At 71.6% G+C, this 15,471-nt stretch carries 14 protein-coding genes and 1 pseudogene; 13 read left to right on the forward strand and 2 right to left on the reverse strand.

Translation table 11 applies throughout. From position 1 onward, the window contains the following. Window positions 1–103: 103 nt before the first annotated feature. The gene (locus HGA02_RS01625; protein ID WP_168676883.1) at window positions 104–541 is read right to left on the reverse strand and encodes an NUDIX domain-containing protein; all 438 of its coding nucleotides are present in this window, start codon (window positions 539–541) and stop codon (window positions 104–106) included. Window positions 542–582: 41 nt separating this feature from the next. Between HGA02_RS01625 and prfB the strand changes: the two genes are divergently transcribed. The 12 genes from prfB (at window position 583) to HGA02_RS01685 (ending at window position 13,469) form a co-directional block, all read left to right on the forward strand. Beyond that, window positions 583–1,695 (forward strand): peptide chain release factor 2, encoded by a 1,113-nt coding sequence (prfB, locus tag HGA02_RS01630; protein WP_168676885.1) that lies wholly within the window; start codon window positions 583–585, stop codon window positions 1,693–1,695. Window positions 1,696–2,063: 368 nt separating this feature from the next. Then, the gene (gene chvE / locus HGA02_RS01635; protein WP_124344511.1) at window positions 2,064–3,191 is read left to right on the forward strand and encodes a multiple monosaccharide ABC transporter substrate-binding protein; all 1,128 of its coding nucleotides are present in this window, start codon (window positions 2,064–2,066) and stop codon (window positions 3,189–3,191) included. A 78-nt stretch (window positions 3,192–3,269) separates the two neighbouring features. Continuing rightward, on the forward strand, window positions 3,270–4,817 hold the full coding sequence (gene mmsA / locus HGA02_RS01640; RefSeq protein WP_168676887.1) for a multiple monosaccharide ABC transporter ATP-binding protein: 1,548 nt from the start codon (window positions 3,270–3,272) through the stop codon (window positions 4,815–4,817). After that, complete coding sequence (gene mmsB / locus HGA02_RS01645; RefSeq protein ID WP_168676889.1) at window positions 4,814–6,046, forward strand: multiple monosaccharide ABC transporter permease; 1,233 nt, start codon at window positions 4,814–4,816, stop codon at window positions 6,044–6,046. Before mmsA ends, mmsB begins: the two co-directional genes overlap by 4 nt. Window positions 6,047–6,085: 39 nt before the next feature. Continuing rightward, window positions 6,086–7,291, forward strand: a complete 1,206-nt coding sequence (locus HGA02_RS01650) for an ROK family protein (RefSeq protein WP_168676891.1) — start codon at window positions 6,086–6,088, stop codon at window positions 7,289–7,291. A gap of 78 nt (window positions 7,292–7,369) precedes the next feature. Beyond that, on the forward strand, window positions 7,370–8,155 hold the full coding sequence (locus HGA02_RS01655; RefSeq protein WP_168676896.1) for an ATP-binding cassette domain-containing protein: 786 nt from the start codon (window positions 7,370–7,372) through the stop codon (window positions 8,153–8,155). 193 nt (window positions 8,156–8,348) lie between these two features. Beyond that, window positions 8,349–9,038: a cell division ATP-binding protein FtsE gene (ftsE, locus tag HGA02_RS01660; protein WP_124342256.1), complete on the forward strand. Its 690-nt coding sequence runs from the start codon at window positions 8,349–8,351 to the stop codon at window positions 9,036–9,038. 9 nt (window positions 9,039–9,047) lie between these two features. Beyond that, on the forward strand, window positions 9,048–9,962 hold the full coding sequence (ftsX, locus tag HGA02_RS01665; protein ID WP_124342255.1) for a permease-like cell division protein FtsX: 915 nt from the start codon (window positions 9,048–9,050) through the stop codon (window positions 9,960–9,962). 2 nt (window positions 9,963–9,964) lie between these two features. After that, window positions 9,965–11,260 carry a peptidoglycan DD-metalloendopeptidase family protein gene (locus tag HGA02_RS01670; RefSeq protein WP_168676901.1) on the forward strand — a complete coding sequence of 432 codons (1,296 nt, stop codon included), beginning with the start codon at window positions 9,965–9,967 and terminating at the stop codon, window positions 11,258–11,260. 141 nt (window positions 11,261–11,401) lie between these two features. Continuing rightward, window positions 11,402–11,872, forward strand: a complete 471-nt coding sequence (gene smpB / locus HGA02_RS01675; protein ID WP_124342253.1) for an SsrA-binding protein SmpB — start codon at window positions 11,402–11,404, stop codon at window positions 11,870–11,872. Between the two features lie 74 nt (window positions 11,873–11,946). Next, complete coding sequence (locus tag HGA02_RS01680; RefSeq protein WP_168676905.1) at window positions 11,947–12,708, forward strand: alpha/beta fold hydrolase; 762 nt, start codon at window positions 11,947–11,949, stop codon at window positions 12,706–12,708. A gap of 83 nt (window positions 12,709–12,791) precedes the next feature. Next, on the forward strand, window positions 12,792–13,469 hold the full coding sequence (locus HGA02_RS01685) for an esterase/lipase family protein (protein WP_343035201.1): 678 nt from the start codon (window positions 12,792–12,794) through the stop codon (window positions 13,467–13,469). Window positions 13,470–13,508: 39 nt separating this feature from the next. Here the strand turns inward: HGA02_RS01685 and HGA02_RS01690 are convergent, their stop codons facing one another. Next, on the reverse strand, window positions 13,509–14,573 hold the full coding sequence (locus tag HGA02_RS01690; RefSeq protein ID WP_168676909.1) for an ATP-dependent DNA ligase: 1,065 nt from the start codon (window positions 14,571–14,573) through the stop codon (window positions 13,509–13,511). A 574-nt stretch (window positions 14,574–15,147) separates the two neighbouring features. Between HGA02_RS01690 and HGA02_RS01695 the strand changes: the two are divergent. Further along, a pseudogene (locus HGA02_RS01695) lies at window positions 15,148–15,471 on the forward strand (ALF repeat-containing protein); the annotation flags it as partial.

A 15,471-nucleotide genomic window follows, 5' to 3' on the forward strand; every position in this document is an offset into this window, starting at 1 on the left:
GGATGGGGGACCGGCGCGCGGCGGAGTGGGGACCGGCGCGCGGCGGGTTTGCGGGCCGGCGTCCGACGGGCTGGGGGACCGTCGCGCCCGGGGCTGAGGTCGGTCAGGCGGGGTCGGGGAGCAGCCCCGCCCAGTGGCGCGCCTTGTCGACGAGCTCGACGCGGTAGAGGTCGTCGAGCCCGTCGAGGGGCTGCCACGCGGCGAGGTCGGTCGACCCGTCGACCTCGTGCCGCAGGTCCCCGCCGACGACGTGCGCGCGGTAGACGATCCGCAGGAGCTGCGTCTTCTCGGGGATGTTCGTCGGGCCGAGCGCGGGGTCGACGACGAGCGACGAGATGCCGAGCAGCTCGTCGAGCGCGATCACGTACCCGGTCTCCTCGCGCACCTCGCGGACCGCGGCGTCGGCGGGGTCCTCGTACGGGTCGATCCCGCCGCCGGGCATGGTCCACTTCGGGCCGACGCCGACCATGGGCGAGAGCCGGGACAGGAGCATCCCGCGCTGGTCGACGACGACGGCGTACGCGCTCACCCGGATGGCCACGGTCCGAGGCTAGGGGACGACTGCGGGTAGCCTGGACGGTCGTGGCCACCACCGACTTCCCCGCCGAGATCCGCGAGCTGCGCACCACCCTGGAGTCCATCCAGGCGGTGAGCGACCCGACCGCGCTCAAGGCGAAGATCGCGGACCTGTCGGAGCAGGCGAGCGCCCCCAACCTGTGGGACGACCCCGAGGCGGCGCAGAAGGTCACGAGCGCGCTGTCGGCGACGCAGGCGGAGCTGGACCGGGTGGCGAAGCTCGGCGGCCGCATCGACGACCTCGAGACCCTCGTCGAGCTCGGCGTCGAGATGGAGGACGAGGACAGCCTGGCCGAGGCGGAGGTCGAGCTCGCGGGGATCCGCCGGGACCTGGGCGAGCTCGAGGTCCGCACGCTGCTCAACGGCGAGTACGACCAGCGCGAGGCGGTCGTGACGATCCGCTCGGGTGCGGGCGGCGTCGACGCGGCGGACTTCGCGGAGATGCTGCTGCGGATGTACCTGCGCTGGGCGGAGCGGCACGGCTACCCGACGACGGTGCTCGACACGAGCTACGCCGAGGAGGCGGGCCTGAAGTCGGCGACGTTCGAGGTGAAGGCGCCGTACGCGTTCGGGCACCTGTCGGTCGAGGCCGGCACGCACCGGCTGGTGCGCATCTCGCCGTTCGACAACCAGGGGCGCCGCCAGACGTCGTTCGCGGCGGTCGAGGTGATCCCGCTGATCGAGGGCACGGACTCGGTCGAGATCCCGGAGTCGGAGATCAAGGTCGACGTGTTCCGGTCCTCGGGCCCGGGCGGTCAGTCGGTCAACACGACGGACTCCGCGGTCCGCATGACGCACATCCCGACCGGCATCGTCGTGTCGATGCAGAACGAGAAGTCGCAGATCCAGAACCGCGCGGCCGCGCTGCGCGTGCTCCAGTCCCGCCTGCTGCTGGTCCGCAAGGCGGAGGAGGACGCGAAGAAGAAGGAGCTCGCGGGCGACATCAAGGCGTCGTGGGGCGATCAGATGCGGTCCTACGTGCTGCAGCCGTACCAGATGGTCAAGGACCTGCGGACGGAGCACGAGGTCGGCAACCCGGCCGCGGTGTTCGACGGCGACATCGACGACTTCATCGAGGCCGGCATCCGCTGGCGCCGGTCGCAGTCGGTCGGGGCCTGACGCCCGCCGAGGCGTCGTCGCGGCACGCCCGCACGCGCTCGTCGCGACGCCCTCCTGCCGGGGGACGTCGCGGCGAGCGCTTGCCGTCTCCGCCCCCGGGACCGACGTCCCGAGGTCGTCGCTCAGGTCACCCGATGCCTTCGCATCGTGAAGTTAACCCTCACGGAGTACGTGGGAGCGCATCCATGCGCCCGGAAGACACAGGTTGGTAACGGAACTTGCACCGGGCTTGGCTTCGGGTCTTGAATTCAAACGACATGACCGGACGCGCGGCCAGCGCGGGCCAGGCAGTGGTCCGCACGGGTGTCGACGGGCAGTGACGCCCCGGACGACGCGACCGGACGGTGCACAACAGGGAGCGGACAACGATGTCTTTTGCATGGAGGAAGGTTGCCGTCGGCGTCGCCACGGCCGGCCTGATCGTCGGACTCTCGGCCTGCAGCCAGGAGCGTGAGCCGAGCGGCGACGAGACCGGCGGCGGCGCTGCCGAGGACACCCTCATCGGCATCGCGATGCCGACGAAGAGCCTCGAGCGCTGGAACCGTGACGGCTCGCACCTCGAGGAGCTGCTGCAGGACAACGGCTACGAGACGACGCTGCAGTACGCCGACAACAAGGTCGACCAGCAGATCACCCAGATCCAGAACATGATCAACCAGGGCGCCGACGTCCTGGTCATCGCGTCGATCGACGGCACGGCCCTCGCGCCGGTCCTCGAGGACGCGGCGGCGGCCGACATCACGGTCATCGCGTACGACCGCCTCATCAACGACACGCCGAACGTCGACTACTACGCGACGTTCGACAACGAGAAGGTCGGCACGCTCCAGGGCCAGTTCATCGAGGAGGCCCTCGACCTCAAGAACGCCGCGGGGCCGTTCAACCTCGAGCCGTTCGCGGGCTCGCCGGACGACAACAACGCCAAGTTCTTCTTCTCCGGCGCGTGGGACGTCCTGCTGCCCTACGTCGAGGCGGGCAAGCTCGTCGTCCCGTCCGGCAAGGCGCCCGCGTCGAACGACGACTGGGCCTCCATCGGCATCCAGGGCTGGGGCTCCGACACCGCCCAGGCCGAGATGGAGAACCGCCTCAACTCGTTCTACGGCGGCGGCCAGAAGGTCAACGTCGTCCTGTCGCCCAACGACTCGCTGGCCCTCGGCATCGCCCAGGCCCTCGAGGGCGCCGGCTACGCGCCGGGCGAGGGCTACCCGGTCCTCACCGGCCAGGACGCCGACCAGGCGAACGTGCTCAACATGCTCGCCGGCAAGCAGTCGATGACGGTCTGGAAGGACACCCGCGCGCTGGGTGACCAGGTCGCCAAGATGGTCGACCAGATCGTCAAGGGCGAGACGGTCGACGTCAACGACGAGGAGACGTACGACAACGGCAACAAGGTCGTCCCGACCTACCTGCTCGACCCGGAGGTCGTGACCCCCGACACGGTCGAGTCGGTGCTGGTGGAGTCCGGCTTCTACAAGGCCGAGGACCTCGGTCTCTGATCCCGACCCGGGCCGCCGGCGCGCACACCACGCGCCGGCGGCCCGCACGGCCGTGACGGACCATCGAGCGAGGGGCACATGACCACCGACCACATCCTCGAGATGCGGAGCATCACCAAGAAGTTCCCCGGCGTGATCGCGCTGCAGGACGTGAACCTCTCGGTGAGCCGCGGCGAGGTGCACGCGATCTGCGGAGAGAACGGCGCCGGCAAGTCGACGCTGATGAAGGTGCTCTCGGGCGTCTACCCGCACGGCACCTACGAGGGCGACATCGTCTTCGACGGCCAGGTCGTGGAGTTCAAGGGCATCCGGGACTCCGAGCACCACGGCATCGTCATCATCCACCAGGAGCTCGCGCTCAGCCCGTACCTGTCGATCGCCGAGAACATCTTCCTCGGCAACGAGCAGGCCGAGCGGGGCGTCGTCGACTGGAACAAGACCAACTCCGAGGCCGCGAAGCTGCTCGCCCGCGTCGGCCTCGACGAGCGTCCCGACACCAAGATCGTCGACATCGGCGTCGGCAAGCAGCAGCTCGTGGAGATCGCGAAGGCGCTCTCCAAGGAGGTCAAGCTGCTGATCCTCGACGAGCCCACGGCGGCGCTCAACGACGAGGACTCCGCGCACCTGCTCGGCCTCATCGACGGGCTGCGCGAGCACGGCATCACCTCGATCATCATCAGCCACAAGCTGAACGAGATCGAGGCCATCGCCGACACCACGACGATCATCCGCGACGGCAAGACCATCGAGACGCTCGACATGCGCGGCGCCGACAGGGTCAGCGAGGAGCGGATCATCCGGGGCATGGTCGGGCGCTCGCTCGACAACCGGTTCCCGGACCACACGCCGAACATCGGCGAGGAGGTCCTGCGCATCGAGGACTGGACCGTCCACCACCCCATCGACCAGACCCGCAAGGTCGTCGACAGCGCGTCGCTCAACGTGCGTCGCGGAGAGATCGTGGGCGTCGCCGGCCTCATGGGCGCGGGCCGCACCGAGCTCGCGATGAGCCTCTTCGGCCGCTCCTACGGCGCCCGCGTCAGCGGCCGCGTCTTCAAGGACGGCAAGGAGATCGACCTGCGGAACGTCGGGGCGGCCATCCGGCACGGCATCGCGTACGCGACCGAGGACCGCAAGCGGTTCGGGCTCAACCTCATCGACACGATCCAGCACAACGTGTCCGCCTCCGCGCTCGGCAAGCTCGCGCGGCTCGGCGTGGTGGACCGCCGGCAGGAGGAGAAGGTCGCCGAGCGGTACCGCAAGGAGCTCAACATCAAGACGCCGACCGTGTCGGCCCTCGTCGGCAAGCTGTCCGGCGGCAACCAGCAGAAGGTCGTGCTGAGCAAGTGGATCTACGCCGATCCGGACGTGCTCATCCTCGACGAGCCCACGCGCGGCATCGACGTGGGAGCCAAGTACGAGATCTACGGGATCATCAACCGGCTCGCGGACGCGGGGAAGGGCGTCATCGTCATCTCCTCCGAGCTGCCGGAGCTGATCGGGATCTGCGACCGCATCTACGCGCTCAGCCAGGGACGGGTCACGGGTGAGGTCGCCCGCGACGACGCCACGCAGGAGCGCCTCATGCAGTACATGACCATGGAGAAGGACGTGACGGCACGATGACCACGGACACCAACCTCGCACCGGCGGCCCCTCCGGGGTCGCAGCCGCGCGTGCCGCTGTCGCAGCGCATGCAGGGCCTCGGTGGGAACGCTCGCCAGTACGGCATCTTCGGCGCGCTCGTCGTGATCGTCCTGCTGTTCCAGGTGCTCACCGACGGCAAGCTGCTGCTCGCCAACAACGTCGCGGCGCTGTTCCAGCAGAACGCGTACGTCATGATCCTCGCCATCGGCATGGTCATGGTGATCGTCGCCGGGCACATCGACCTGTCCGTCGGGTCGGTCGTCGCGTTCGTCGGCGGCATCGTCGCGGTGACCATGCGCGACTTCGACATGCCGTGGGTCGTCGCGATCCTCATCGGCCTCGCGGTCGGCGGTGTCGTGGGCGCCTGGCAGGGGTTCTGGGTCGCGTACGTCGGCATCCCGGCGTTCATCGTGACCCTTGCGGGCATGCTCGTGTTCCGCGGCCTCGCGCTCGTCATCGTCGGCGAGACCGTCGCGGGGCTGCCGTCGCAGTTCATCGCGATCTCGAAGGGCTCGCTGCCGAACTTCCTCGGGTTCGCCAACAACATGGACGTCGTGACGCTCCTCATCGGTGCGCTCGCGATCGTCGCGATCGTGGTCTCGCAGCTGCGGGCGCGCACGTCGCTGCGCAAGCACGAGCTGTACGTCGAGCCGCTCGGCGCGTTCGTCGCCAAGCTCGCGCTCATCGCGGTCGGCATCGGCATCCTCACGGTGATCCTGTCGTTCTCCGCGGGCGGCACCCCGATCGTCCTCGTCATCGTCGGCGTGCTCGTCGTCGCCTACACGTTCCTCATGGGGCGCACGGTGTTCGGCCGGCACATCTACGCGATCGGCGGCAACCGCCTCGCAGCCGGCCTGTCGGGCGTCAACACGCGTCGCGTGGACTTCTGGATCTTCGTGAACATGGGCGTGCTCGCGGGCGCGGCGGCCATCGTGACGACCGCCCGTGCCGGTGCGGCCATCGCGGCGGCGGGCCAGAACTTCGAGCTCGACGCGATCGCCGCGTGCTTCATCGGCGGCGCGGCGGTCACCGGCGGCATCGGCCGGATCTCCGGCGCGATCGTCGGTGCGCTCATCATGGGCGTGCTCAACATGGGTCTGTCGATCATGTCGGTCGACCCGTCCTGGCAGATGGCGATCAAGGGGCTCGTGCTGCTCCTCGCGGTCGCGTTCGACCTGATCAACAAGCGGCGTGCCGGGACGCAGTAGCGTCCTGACGGTCCCGACGGCGCGGTAGGTTCTGGCCCCGTGAGCAGGCGAGCAGCGGCAGCCGGCTCGCAGTCGTCCCTGCGCGAGGCCAACCGCGTCCTCGTCGTCGAGACCGTCAAGCGGTACGGCGGGCTCACCCAGGTCGAGCTCGCCACCGCCACCGGCCTGTCGCAGGCCACGGTGTCGACGATCGTCCGCGAGCTCCTCGCCGCGGGCGTCGTCGACACGGCGAACACCACCCGCAGCGGGCGGCGTGCCCAGATGGTCACGCTCGCCCGCCGCGTGGGTCTCGCGGTCGGCGTGCAGGTCGGGCACCGCAGCCTGCGGGTCGTGCTCGGCGACTTCACGCACGAGGTGATCGCCGAGCAGTCCCTGCCGCTCCCCGCGGGCCACCGCGTCGACACGAGCCTCGACCGCGTCGCGCTCCTCGTCGTCGACCTGCTCGAGCGCGTCGGCGCGACCCTCGAGGACGTCGTCGGCCTCGGCGTCGGGCTGCCCGCGCCCGTCGACTCCTCGACCGGCATGGTCTCGGTCGCGGGCCTCATGCCCGGCTGGGACGAGGTGCACGTCGGCCAGGTGCTGTCCAAGCGCCTCGGGAGGCCCGTCTACGTCGACAACGACGCGAACCTCGGTGCCGTCGCGGAGTCGACCCTCGGCGCCGCGCGCGAGTTCGGCGACTCCGTGTACGTGCGCGTCTCGCACGGCGTCGGCGCGGGCATCGTCATCGGCGGCCAGCTGCACCGCGGCGCGGGCGGGACGGCGGGGGAGATCGGCCACGTCCCGGTGCGCTTCCCGGGTGAACCCTGCCGCTGCGGCAACAGCGGCTGCCTCGACACCGTCGCCGGTGCGACGCCCCTCCTGGGCGGGCTGCGCGACAGCCACGGCGTGCTCGCGCTGCGCGACGTCGTGCAGCGCGCCAACGAGGGCGACCAGCGCTGCTCGCAGGCCGTCGCCGACGTCGGGTCTTTGGTCGGGACGGTCGTCGCGGGGCTCGCGACCGCCGTGAACCCGCAGGTCGTCGTCGTGGGCGGGGAGCTCGCCGACACGGGCGAGGTGCTGCTGCGCCCGATGCGCGAGGCCATGCGCCGGCACGTCCTGCCCAACCAGCTCGTCCCGCTCGAGGTCGTCGGCGCGTCGCTCGGCACACGGGCCGAGGTGCTCGGCGGCCTCGTCCTCGCGCTGCAGTCGACCGACGTCCCGCTGCGCGTCGACGCCGACGAGGTGGCCCTGGTGGAACAGGCATGAGGGCCCGGCGGGTTGACGCAGGCGCACCATGGTCATTCACTGCACGTATCACGTGCCCGACGGGGAGCAGGTGAACAGATGAGCGGCGACGTCCCCCTGCTCTCGATGCGCGGCATCACCAAGCGGTTCGCCGCGGTCGAGGCGCTCGTCGGCGTCGACCTCGACGTGCACGCGCACGAGGTCGTCGCGCTCGTCGGTGACAACGGGGCGGGCAAGTCCACGCTCGCCAAGATGGTGTCCGGCGTGCTGGCCCCGGACGCGGGGTTCGTCGAGATCGCCGGCGAGCAGGTCACGATCCCCACGCCGACCGCCGCGCGCGGGCTCGGCATCGCGACCGTGTTCCAGGACCTCGCGCTCTGCGAGAACCTCGACGTCACGTCCAACCTGTTCCTCGGCCGCGAGCTGCGGGTCGGCGCGTCGCGCGACGACTCTCGCATGGAGCAGATCGCCCGCCAGGTGCTGCGCGACCTCAACAGCCGGATCCCGTCGGTGCGGTCGCCGCTGTCGAGCCTGTCGGCGGGGCAGCGCCAGTCCGTCGCGATCGCCCGCACCCTGATCGGCAACCCGCGGATCGTCGTGCTCGACGAGCCGACCGCGGCGCTGTCCGTCGCGCAGACCGCCGAGGTGCTCGTGCACATCGAGCGCCTGCGCGACCTCGGGCTCGGCGTCATCCTCATCTCGCACAACATGACCGACGTGCGTGCGGTCTCGGACCGGATCGTCGTGCTGCGGCACGGGCGCAACAACGGGACGTTCGACGCGGCGGCGGTGTCGCACGAGACCGTGCTCGCCGCGATCACGGGCGCGACGACCGCCGAGCTGACGCCGCGGTCGCTGTCGCCGCTGTCCCCGCTGCTCCGCTGAGCCCGTCCGCCCCGCGCGCCGGACGGGCCCGGTTCGGGGTGTTCGTCCGGGTCGTCCCGCGCGTCGTCGTCCCGGGCGACGAACTCACAGGATGCGTGCGGCGTGTCACACGGGGGGTGTCCCCGCGCCGCTGCCTACGCTCGACGAGGCCAGCAGCAGCACCCCGTTCCCCGACCCTGGCCGCACCGGTGCAGTGATCCGATTCGAGAACGTCACCAAGGTCTACGCGCGCGGCGCCCGCCCCGCGCTGGACCGCGTGTCCCTGGACGTCGAGCGCGGCGAGTTCGTCTTCCTCGTCGGCGCGTCCGGCTCCGGCAAGTCCACGTTCCTGCGCCTCGTGCTGCGCGAGGAGCGGGCGTCGGCCGGTCGGGTCTTCGTCGCCGGCAAGGAGCTCGGCACGCTGTCGTCGTGGCGCGTGCCGCACCTGCGCCGCCAGATCGGCGCCGTCTTCCAGGACTTCCGCCTGCTGCCCAACAAGTCGGTGTTCGAGAACGTGGCGTTCGCGCTGCAGGTCATCGGCAAGCCGCGCCACCACATCCTCACGACCGTCCCCGACGTGCTCGAGATGGTCGGGCTGTCCGGCAAGGAGAAGCGTCGGCCGCACGAGCTCTCGGGCGGTGAGCAGCAGCGCGTCGCGATCGCGCGCGCGTTCGTCAACCGGCCGAGCATCCTGCTGTGCGACGAGCCCACGGGGAACCTCGACCCGACGACCTCCCTGGGGATCATGCGCCTGCTGGACCGCATCAACCGCACCGGCACGACGGTCGTCATGGCGACGCACGACGACGAGATCGTCGACCAGATGCGCAAGCGCGTGATCGAGCTCTCGACCGGCCAGATGGTGCGCGACCAGTCGCGCGGCGTCTACGGCTCGGACCGCTGAGGGGGAGCCGTGCGCGTCCAGTTCATCCTCTCGGAGATCGCCCAGGGCCTCCGTCGCAACCTCTCGATGACGGTGTCCGTCATCCTCGTCACCTTCGTCTCCCTCACGTTCGTCGGGTCCGCGGCGCTGCTGCAGCTGCAGATCGGCAAGATGAAGGACGACTGGTACGACAAGGTCGAGGTCTCCGTCTTCCTCTGCCCGCAGAACTCGTCGGAGCCGACGTGCGCGTCGGGCGAGGTCACCGACGAGCAGCGCGCCGACATCCGGACGGCGCTCGACGCCCCCGAGATCGCTCCCTTCGTCGAGCACGTGTACGAGGAGACGAAGGAGCAGGCGTTCGCCGCGTTCCAGGAGCAGTTCGCCGACCAGTTCTGGGCGTCCGCGGCGACGGCCGACGACATGAACTCGTCGTACCGCATCAAGCTGACCGACCCGCAGAAGTACCAGGTCGTCGCCGACGTCGTCTCGGGGCGCCCGGGCGTCGAGGAGGTGCAGGACCAGCGACGGCTGTTCGACAAGCTGTTCCTCGTCCTCAACCGCGCGACGCTGCTCGCGGGTGGGCTCGCGGCCGTCATGCTGCTCGCCGCGGTCCTGCTCATCACGACGACCATCCGCCTGTCCGCGCTGAGCCGCCGCCGCGAGACCGGGATCATGAAGCTCGTCGGGGCGTCGACCATCTTCATCCAGCTGCCGTTCATGCTCGAGGGGGCGCTCGCCGCGACCGTCGGCGCGCTGCTCGCCGTCGGCGGCCTCTGGCTGGGGGTCGAGTACCTCGTGACCGACTGGCTCGGGGCGTCCGTCGGATGGATCCCGTACGTGAGCACCGCCGACGTGCTCGCCGTCGCGCCCGCGCTGATCGCCGTCGCGATCCTGCTCGCGGCGATCTCGTCGCTCGTGACCCTCAGCCGCTACACGAAGGTGTGACCGTGGCCCGTCGTCGTCTGCCTGCCGTGCTCGCCGCGTTCGCGCTCGTGGCGGGGATCGCCGTCGCGTCTCCCGCGCTCGCCGACCCGATCGACGACCGCCGCAAGGCTGCCGAGCAGCGAGCGGCCGCGAACGCGAAGGCGCAGGCCGACGCCGAGGCGGCGATGGAGGGTCTCGACGCGAACCTGCAGGCCACCGCCAGCAGGCTGCTCGACCTGCAGGCGCAGATCCCCGCGGCCCAGGCGAAGCTCGACGAGGCGAAGGCCGCGCTCGAGAAGGCGCAGCGCGAGGCGGCGCTCATCGCCGCACGGCTCGTCGACGCCCAGGAGCAGCAGGTCACGCTCTCCGCGAAGATCCAGACGGACACCGACGAGGCCGCCAAGATGCGCGCGGCGATCGGGCAGATGGCGCGCGAGGCGTACCGCGGCGGGGGAGAGGTGTCCGGCGTCAGCGTCATCCTCGACGCGCAGAGCACCGAGGACTTCGTCCAGAAGTACGGGCTCGTCTCGACCGCGCTGCGCACGCAGGCGCAGGTGCTCGACGCGCTCAAGGCCGCCGAGGCCAGCAACCGCAACGCGCAGGCGCGGCTCGACGCGGTCGAGGACCGCATCGCCGAGCTCAAGGCCGAGGCCGACCAGAAGGTCGTCGAGGCCGACCAGGCGCGGGAGGCCGCCGCGGACGCGAAGGCCAGTCTCGACGCGCTCGTCGCCGAGCAGCAGGCGCAGCAGGCGTCGCTCGAGTCGCAGAAGTCCGCGCTCGCCGCCGCGCTCGCGCAGATGGACGCCGAGGCCAAGGCCATCGAGAACGAGCTGCGCGCCGCGATCGAGGCGCAGCGCGCACGCGACGCCGCCGCCGGCAGGCCGCAGCCCGCACCCGGGCCCGTCGGCGGAGGCCTGTTCGGCAACCCCACGAGCATCAGCCCGATGTACGTGACCTCCGAGTACGGCATGCGGCTGCACCCGACCCTCGGCTACGTGCGCCTGCACGCCGGGATCGACCTGCGCACCTACTGCAACACCAAGGTGTACGCGGGCCGCGCCGGCACCGTCACCTGGGCGAAGACGCGCTTCGGGTTCGGCAACCAGGTGATGATCGACAGCGGGTTCGTCAACGGCAACGCCGTGTCCGCGTCGTACAACCACCTCACGTCGTTCGCGGTGTCGACGGGCCAGCGCGTCGAGCGCGGGCAGCTCATCGGCTACTCGGGCAACACCGGGACGTCGGCCGCGTGCCACCTGCACTTCGAGGTGTACGTCAACGGCGCGACGACGAACCCGCGGCCGCTGCTCGGCCTCTGACGGTCCGGCGGCTCCCGTCCGCTGCGCCGGTGGCGTAAAGCGGTGGTGGGCACCGGGGCGGCGGGTAGGCTGCTGCGGCACTGCTGAGCCGCGGGCGGCGTCCGTCGCCCCGCTCGACGAACGACGGACGGAGGCCGGGACGTGGCCAAGGAGACAGGGCGCAAGCTCGTGGCCGCGAACCGCAAGGCCCGGCACGACTACACCATCGAGGACGTGTTCGAGGCCGGCGTCGTCCTCACCGGCACCGAGGTCAAGGCGCTCCGCGCCGGGCGCGCGTCGCTCGTCGACGGCTGGTGCGAGATCGAGGGGTCCGAGGCCTACCTGCACGGCGTGCACATCCCCGAGTACTCGCAGGGCACCTGGACCAACCACGCCCCGCGGCGCAAGCGCAAGCTGCTGCTGCACCGCGAGGAGATCGACCGGCTCGAGTCCCGCACGCGCGAGAAGGGCCACACGATCGTGCCGCTCGCGCTGTACTTCCTCGACGGCCGCGCGAAGGTCGAGATCGCGCTCGCCCGCGGCAAGAAGGACTGGGACAAGCGGCAGGCCCTGCGCGAGCGGCAGGACAACATGGAGGCGCAGCGCGCCATGCGGGAGCTCCGCGACCGCTGAGACGTGGTCCTTCTCACCCGTCCGGACGCGTCCCTCGCCGTGCGTCCGCACGTGCGCGCGACGACGATCGGGGCATGACCACGAGCGCTGCCCGCACCACCCCGGCGCTCCCGTGGGCGATCGAGCAGCACGGCAGCCCCCGTGGGACGACGACGCAGGTGCTCGTGCACGGCATCGGCGTCTCCGCCCGCTACTTCCGCCCCCTCGCACGCGCCCTCGCCGCCGACACCTCCGTGCTCGTGCCGGAGCTCCCCGGGTTCGGCCGCACGCCCCGCCCGGACGAGGCGCCCAGCATCACCGAGCTCGCGGACGGGCTCGTCGAGCAGCTCGCCGCGCACGGCGTCCGTCGCGCCGTCCTCACCGGTCACTCGATGGGCGCGCAGGTCGTGGCCGAGGCCGCGCGCCGGCATCCCGACGTCGCGGAGCGCGTCGTGCTGCTCGGGCCGGTCGTCGACCCGACCGCGCCCACCGCCATCGCGCAGGCCCTGCGTCTCGCACGGGACTCCGTGCACGAGCCGCTCCGCGCGAACGCGATCGTCTTCACCGACTACCTGCGGGCGGGCGTGCGGTGGTACGCCCGGCAGCTGCCCCACATGCTCGACTTCGCGACCGACGCCGCGGTCGCCGAGATCCGCTGCCCGGTGGTCGTCGTGCGCGGCGCGCACGACCCGATCGCGACCGACGCGTGGGTCCGACGGCTCGCCGACACCGCCCCCGACGGCCGCGCGCTCGTCGTGCCGGAGGCCGCGCACGTCGTGCAGTACGTCCAGGCGGCTGTCGTCGCCGAGATCTGCCGCGGCGGGACGTCGAGCGGGGCTCACGGGGTCCGGCCGTGACATCCTCGCCGCCGCCGCCGCCGCCGCCGCCGCCGGACCGGCCCGGGAGCGACGCCCTCGGCCGCGCCCTGCCGGGTGACGTCGTGCGGCGCACCTGGTGGCGCGTCGCCGACTACGCCTACGCGGGGTGGTACCAGGTGCTCGGCGTGCTGCACCCCGGCGAGCCCGACCGCTACCTGCAGCCCTACCGGCCGACGACGCCCGAGGTCGTGCTCGTGCCCGGCGTCATGGAGCCGTGGCCGTTCCTCCAGCCGCTCGCGCACCGGCTCTTCCAGGCCGGGCACCCCGTGCACGTCGTGCCCGGCCTCGGCTACCACGTGCAGGACCTCGCCGAGGCCGCCCGGGTCGTCGCCGAGCTGATCCTCGACCGCGACTTGCGCGACGTCGTCGTCGTCGCGCACTCCAAGGGCGGGCTCGTCGGCAAGCGGCTGCTCAGCGAGCCCGCCGTCGCCGACCGGGTGTGCGGCGTCGTCGCCGTCGCCACGCCGTTCGCCGGTTCGCGGCTCGCGCGCCTCCTCCCGCTGCGGTCCATCCGCATCTTCCGGCCCGACCACCCCGACATCGTCGGGCTCGCGCGCGTCGTCGACGTCGACGAGCGAATCGTCTCCGTCTTCTCGCGCTGGGACCCGCACGTGCCCGAGGGGTCGATGCTCGCCGGCGCGCAGAACGTCGAGCTGCGGACGCCGGGTCACTTCCGCGTCCTCGCCGACCCGGACCTGCCCGACGCGGTCCTCGACGCGGTCCGCCGCTTCGCTCGCTGACCCCCGGGCGGAGGCGTCCCTGCCGGCGGACCGTCGGCGTCAGCGCGTCCCGAGGATCTCCGCGAGGTCGAACGTCACCGGCGTCTCGAGCTGCGCGTACGTGCACGACTCGGGGTCGCGGTCCGGGCGCCAGCGGCGGAACTGCGCCGTGTGCCGGAACCGGTCACCCTCCATGTGGTCGTACGCGACCTCGACCACGAGCTCGGGCGACAGCGGGACGAACGACAGGTCCTTCGTCGCGTTCCAGCGGCTCACCGCCCCCGGCAGCCGGTTGCCCGCGTGCGCCTCGGCGTCCGCCCAGCGACCCCACGGGTGCTCCGCGAGGGACACGTCCCGGTACGGCGCGAGGTCGTCGAGCAGCGTCTTGCGCCGCGCCATCGGGAACGACGCGCTCACGCCCACGTGCTGCAGGTCGCCCGCCTCGTTGTACAGCCCGAGCAGCAGCGACCCCACGACGTCGCCGGACTTGTGCCAGCGGAACCCCGCCACCACGCAGTCCGCGGTCCGCTCGTGCTTGATCTTGAACATGGCCCGCTTGTCCGGCTGGTACGTGCCGTCGAGCGGCTTCGCGACGACCCCGTCGAGTCCCGCACCCTCGAACCGGGTGAACCAGTCCTGCGCCTCCGCGAGGTCGCCCGTCGCGGGCGTCACGAAGACGGGGTCGTGCGCGTCCTTCAAGGCGTCCACGAGCGCCGCACGCCGCTCGCCGAACGGGCGCTGCGTCCAGTCGTCGTCGCCCAGCGCCAGCAGGTCGAACGCCACGAAGCTCGCGGGCGTCGTCCCGCTCAGCAGCTTCACGCGGCTCGCCGCCGGGTGGATGCGCTGCTGCAGCGCGTCGAAGTCCAGCCGGTCGCCGGTGACCACGACGATCTCCCCGTCGAGCACGCAGCGCTCCGGGGTGTTCGCCTTGATCGCCTCGACGAGCTCCGGGAAGTAGCGCGTCATCGGCTTCTCGTTGCGGCTGCCGAGCTCGACCTCGTCGCCGTCGCGGAAGACGATCGTCCGGAAGCCGTCCCACTTCGGCTCGACGTGCCCCACGTCGGGGATCGCAGGGACGGACTTCGCGAGCATCGGCGCGACGGGCGGCATCACGGGCAGGCGCATGGGCCCATCGTGCCCGCCCCCGCCCACACCGGCCGGACGAACGGGTCTGCGCGCGTCGCGCGACCTCAGGCATCGTCCGGCTGCCCGCGGCTCTCGGCTGTCTTCCCTGGTCAGCTCGTCAGCCGGATGCGCAGGGCACGGGCGCTACCGAGGGAGGCCCGCCGGACGCTTCCGAATCGCTTCGCACGGAACCCGCCAAATCGGCCCGCAGACAGTCATCGACCCGTTAACATCCGACGCCGAGGGGTGTGTCTCTCGGGAGCAGCATGACGGTGCGCCAGTACGCCGTCGTGCTGCCGGGCGCACCCTTCACTCGTGTCTGCACCACGTTGCTGCACGTCAGCGCGCACGTCCCGGAGGACGTTCGGGCTGAGGCGGGCCGCGACGGAGCGCTGAGCACGGGGTGCATGCACGGCTTGATGAGTGCGACCGCTGTGACAACGTCTGTCACAACGTCGCTCCGGAGGGGGATTCTGTGGCGCGCTGGGGGATGCGGTCGTCGGTCGCCGGTGTGGTGGCAGTCGTGCTCGGTCTCACGCTGGGGGGCGCTCCCGCCGCCGCGGCGGACCCGCCGGTGGCTGGGGGTGACCGGACATGGGTCGTGTCCCTCCTGGGGGCGGGGACGCCGTCGGTACGGCGCGCAGCCGAGACCGCGCTCCTCGGGTCCGACGCCGATCTCCGGGCGTTCGTCGACGCCGGCTTCGACCAGGCGCTCGCCGCCGACTACCGCGCCTCCGCGCAGGTGCTCGCGAGCACCGACGGCCCGGCCCTGAAGAGCGCCGCGCAGGCAGCCCTGGCCGGGGCCGACGAGGCGTTGCGCACCTTCGTCGACGGCGGCTTCACGACGGCGTGGAACGCCGACGAGCGGCTGCGCGTGGCGCGCGCCCTCGACGCGGGC

It is taken from the genome of Cellulomonas septica (assembly GCF_012396155.1).
Lineage (GTDB): Bacteria > Actinomycetota > Actinomycetes > Actinomycetales > Cellulomonadaceae > Cellulomonas > Cellulomonas septica.

What these genes read in the sequence shown, in the direction of transcription:
- HGA02_RS01655 (WP_168676896.1), top strand. Translation starts at nt 7,370, where the DNA reads ATGAGCGGCGACGTCCCCCTGCTCTCGATGCGCGGCATCACCAAGCGG.
- HGA02_RS01690 (WP_168676909.1), bottom strand. Translation starts at nt 14,573, where the DNA reads ATGCGCCTGCCCGTGATGCCGCCCGTCGCGCCGATGCTCGCGAAGTCC.
- HGA02_RS01680 (WP_168676905.1), top strand. Translation starts at nt 11,947, where the DNA reads ATGACCACGAGCGCTGCCCGCACCACCCCGGCGCTCCCGTGGGCGATC.
- mmsB (WP_168676889.1), top strand. Translation starts at nt 4,814, where the DNA reads ATGACCACGGACACCAACCTCGCACCGGCGGCCCCTCCGGGGTCGCAG.
- mmsA (WP_168676887.1), top strand. Translation starts at nt 3,270, where the DNA reads ATGACCACCGACCACATCCTCGAGATGCGGAGCATCACCAAGAAGTTC.
- chvE (WP_124344511.1), top strand. Translation starts at nt 2,064, where the DNA reads ATGTCTTTTGCATGGAGGAAGGTTGCCGTCGGCGTCGCCACGGCCGGC.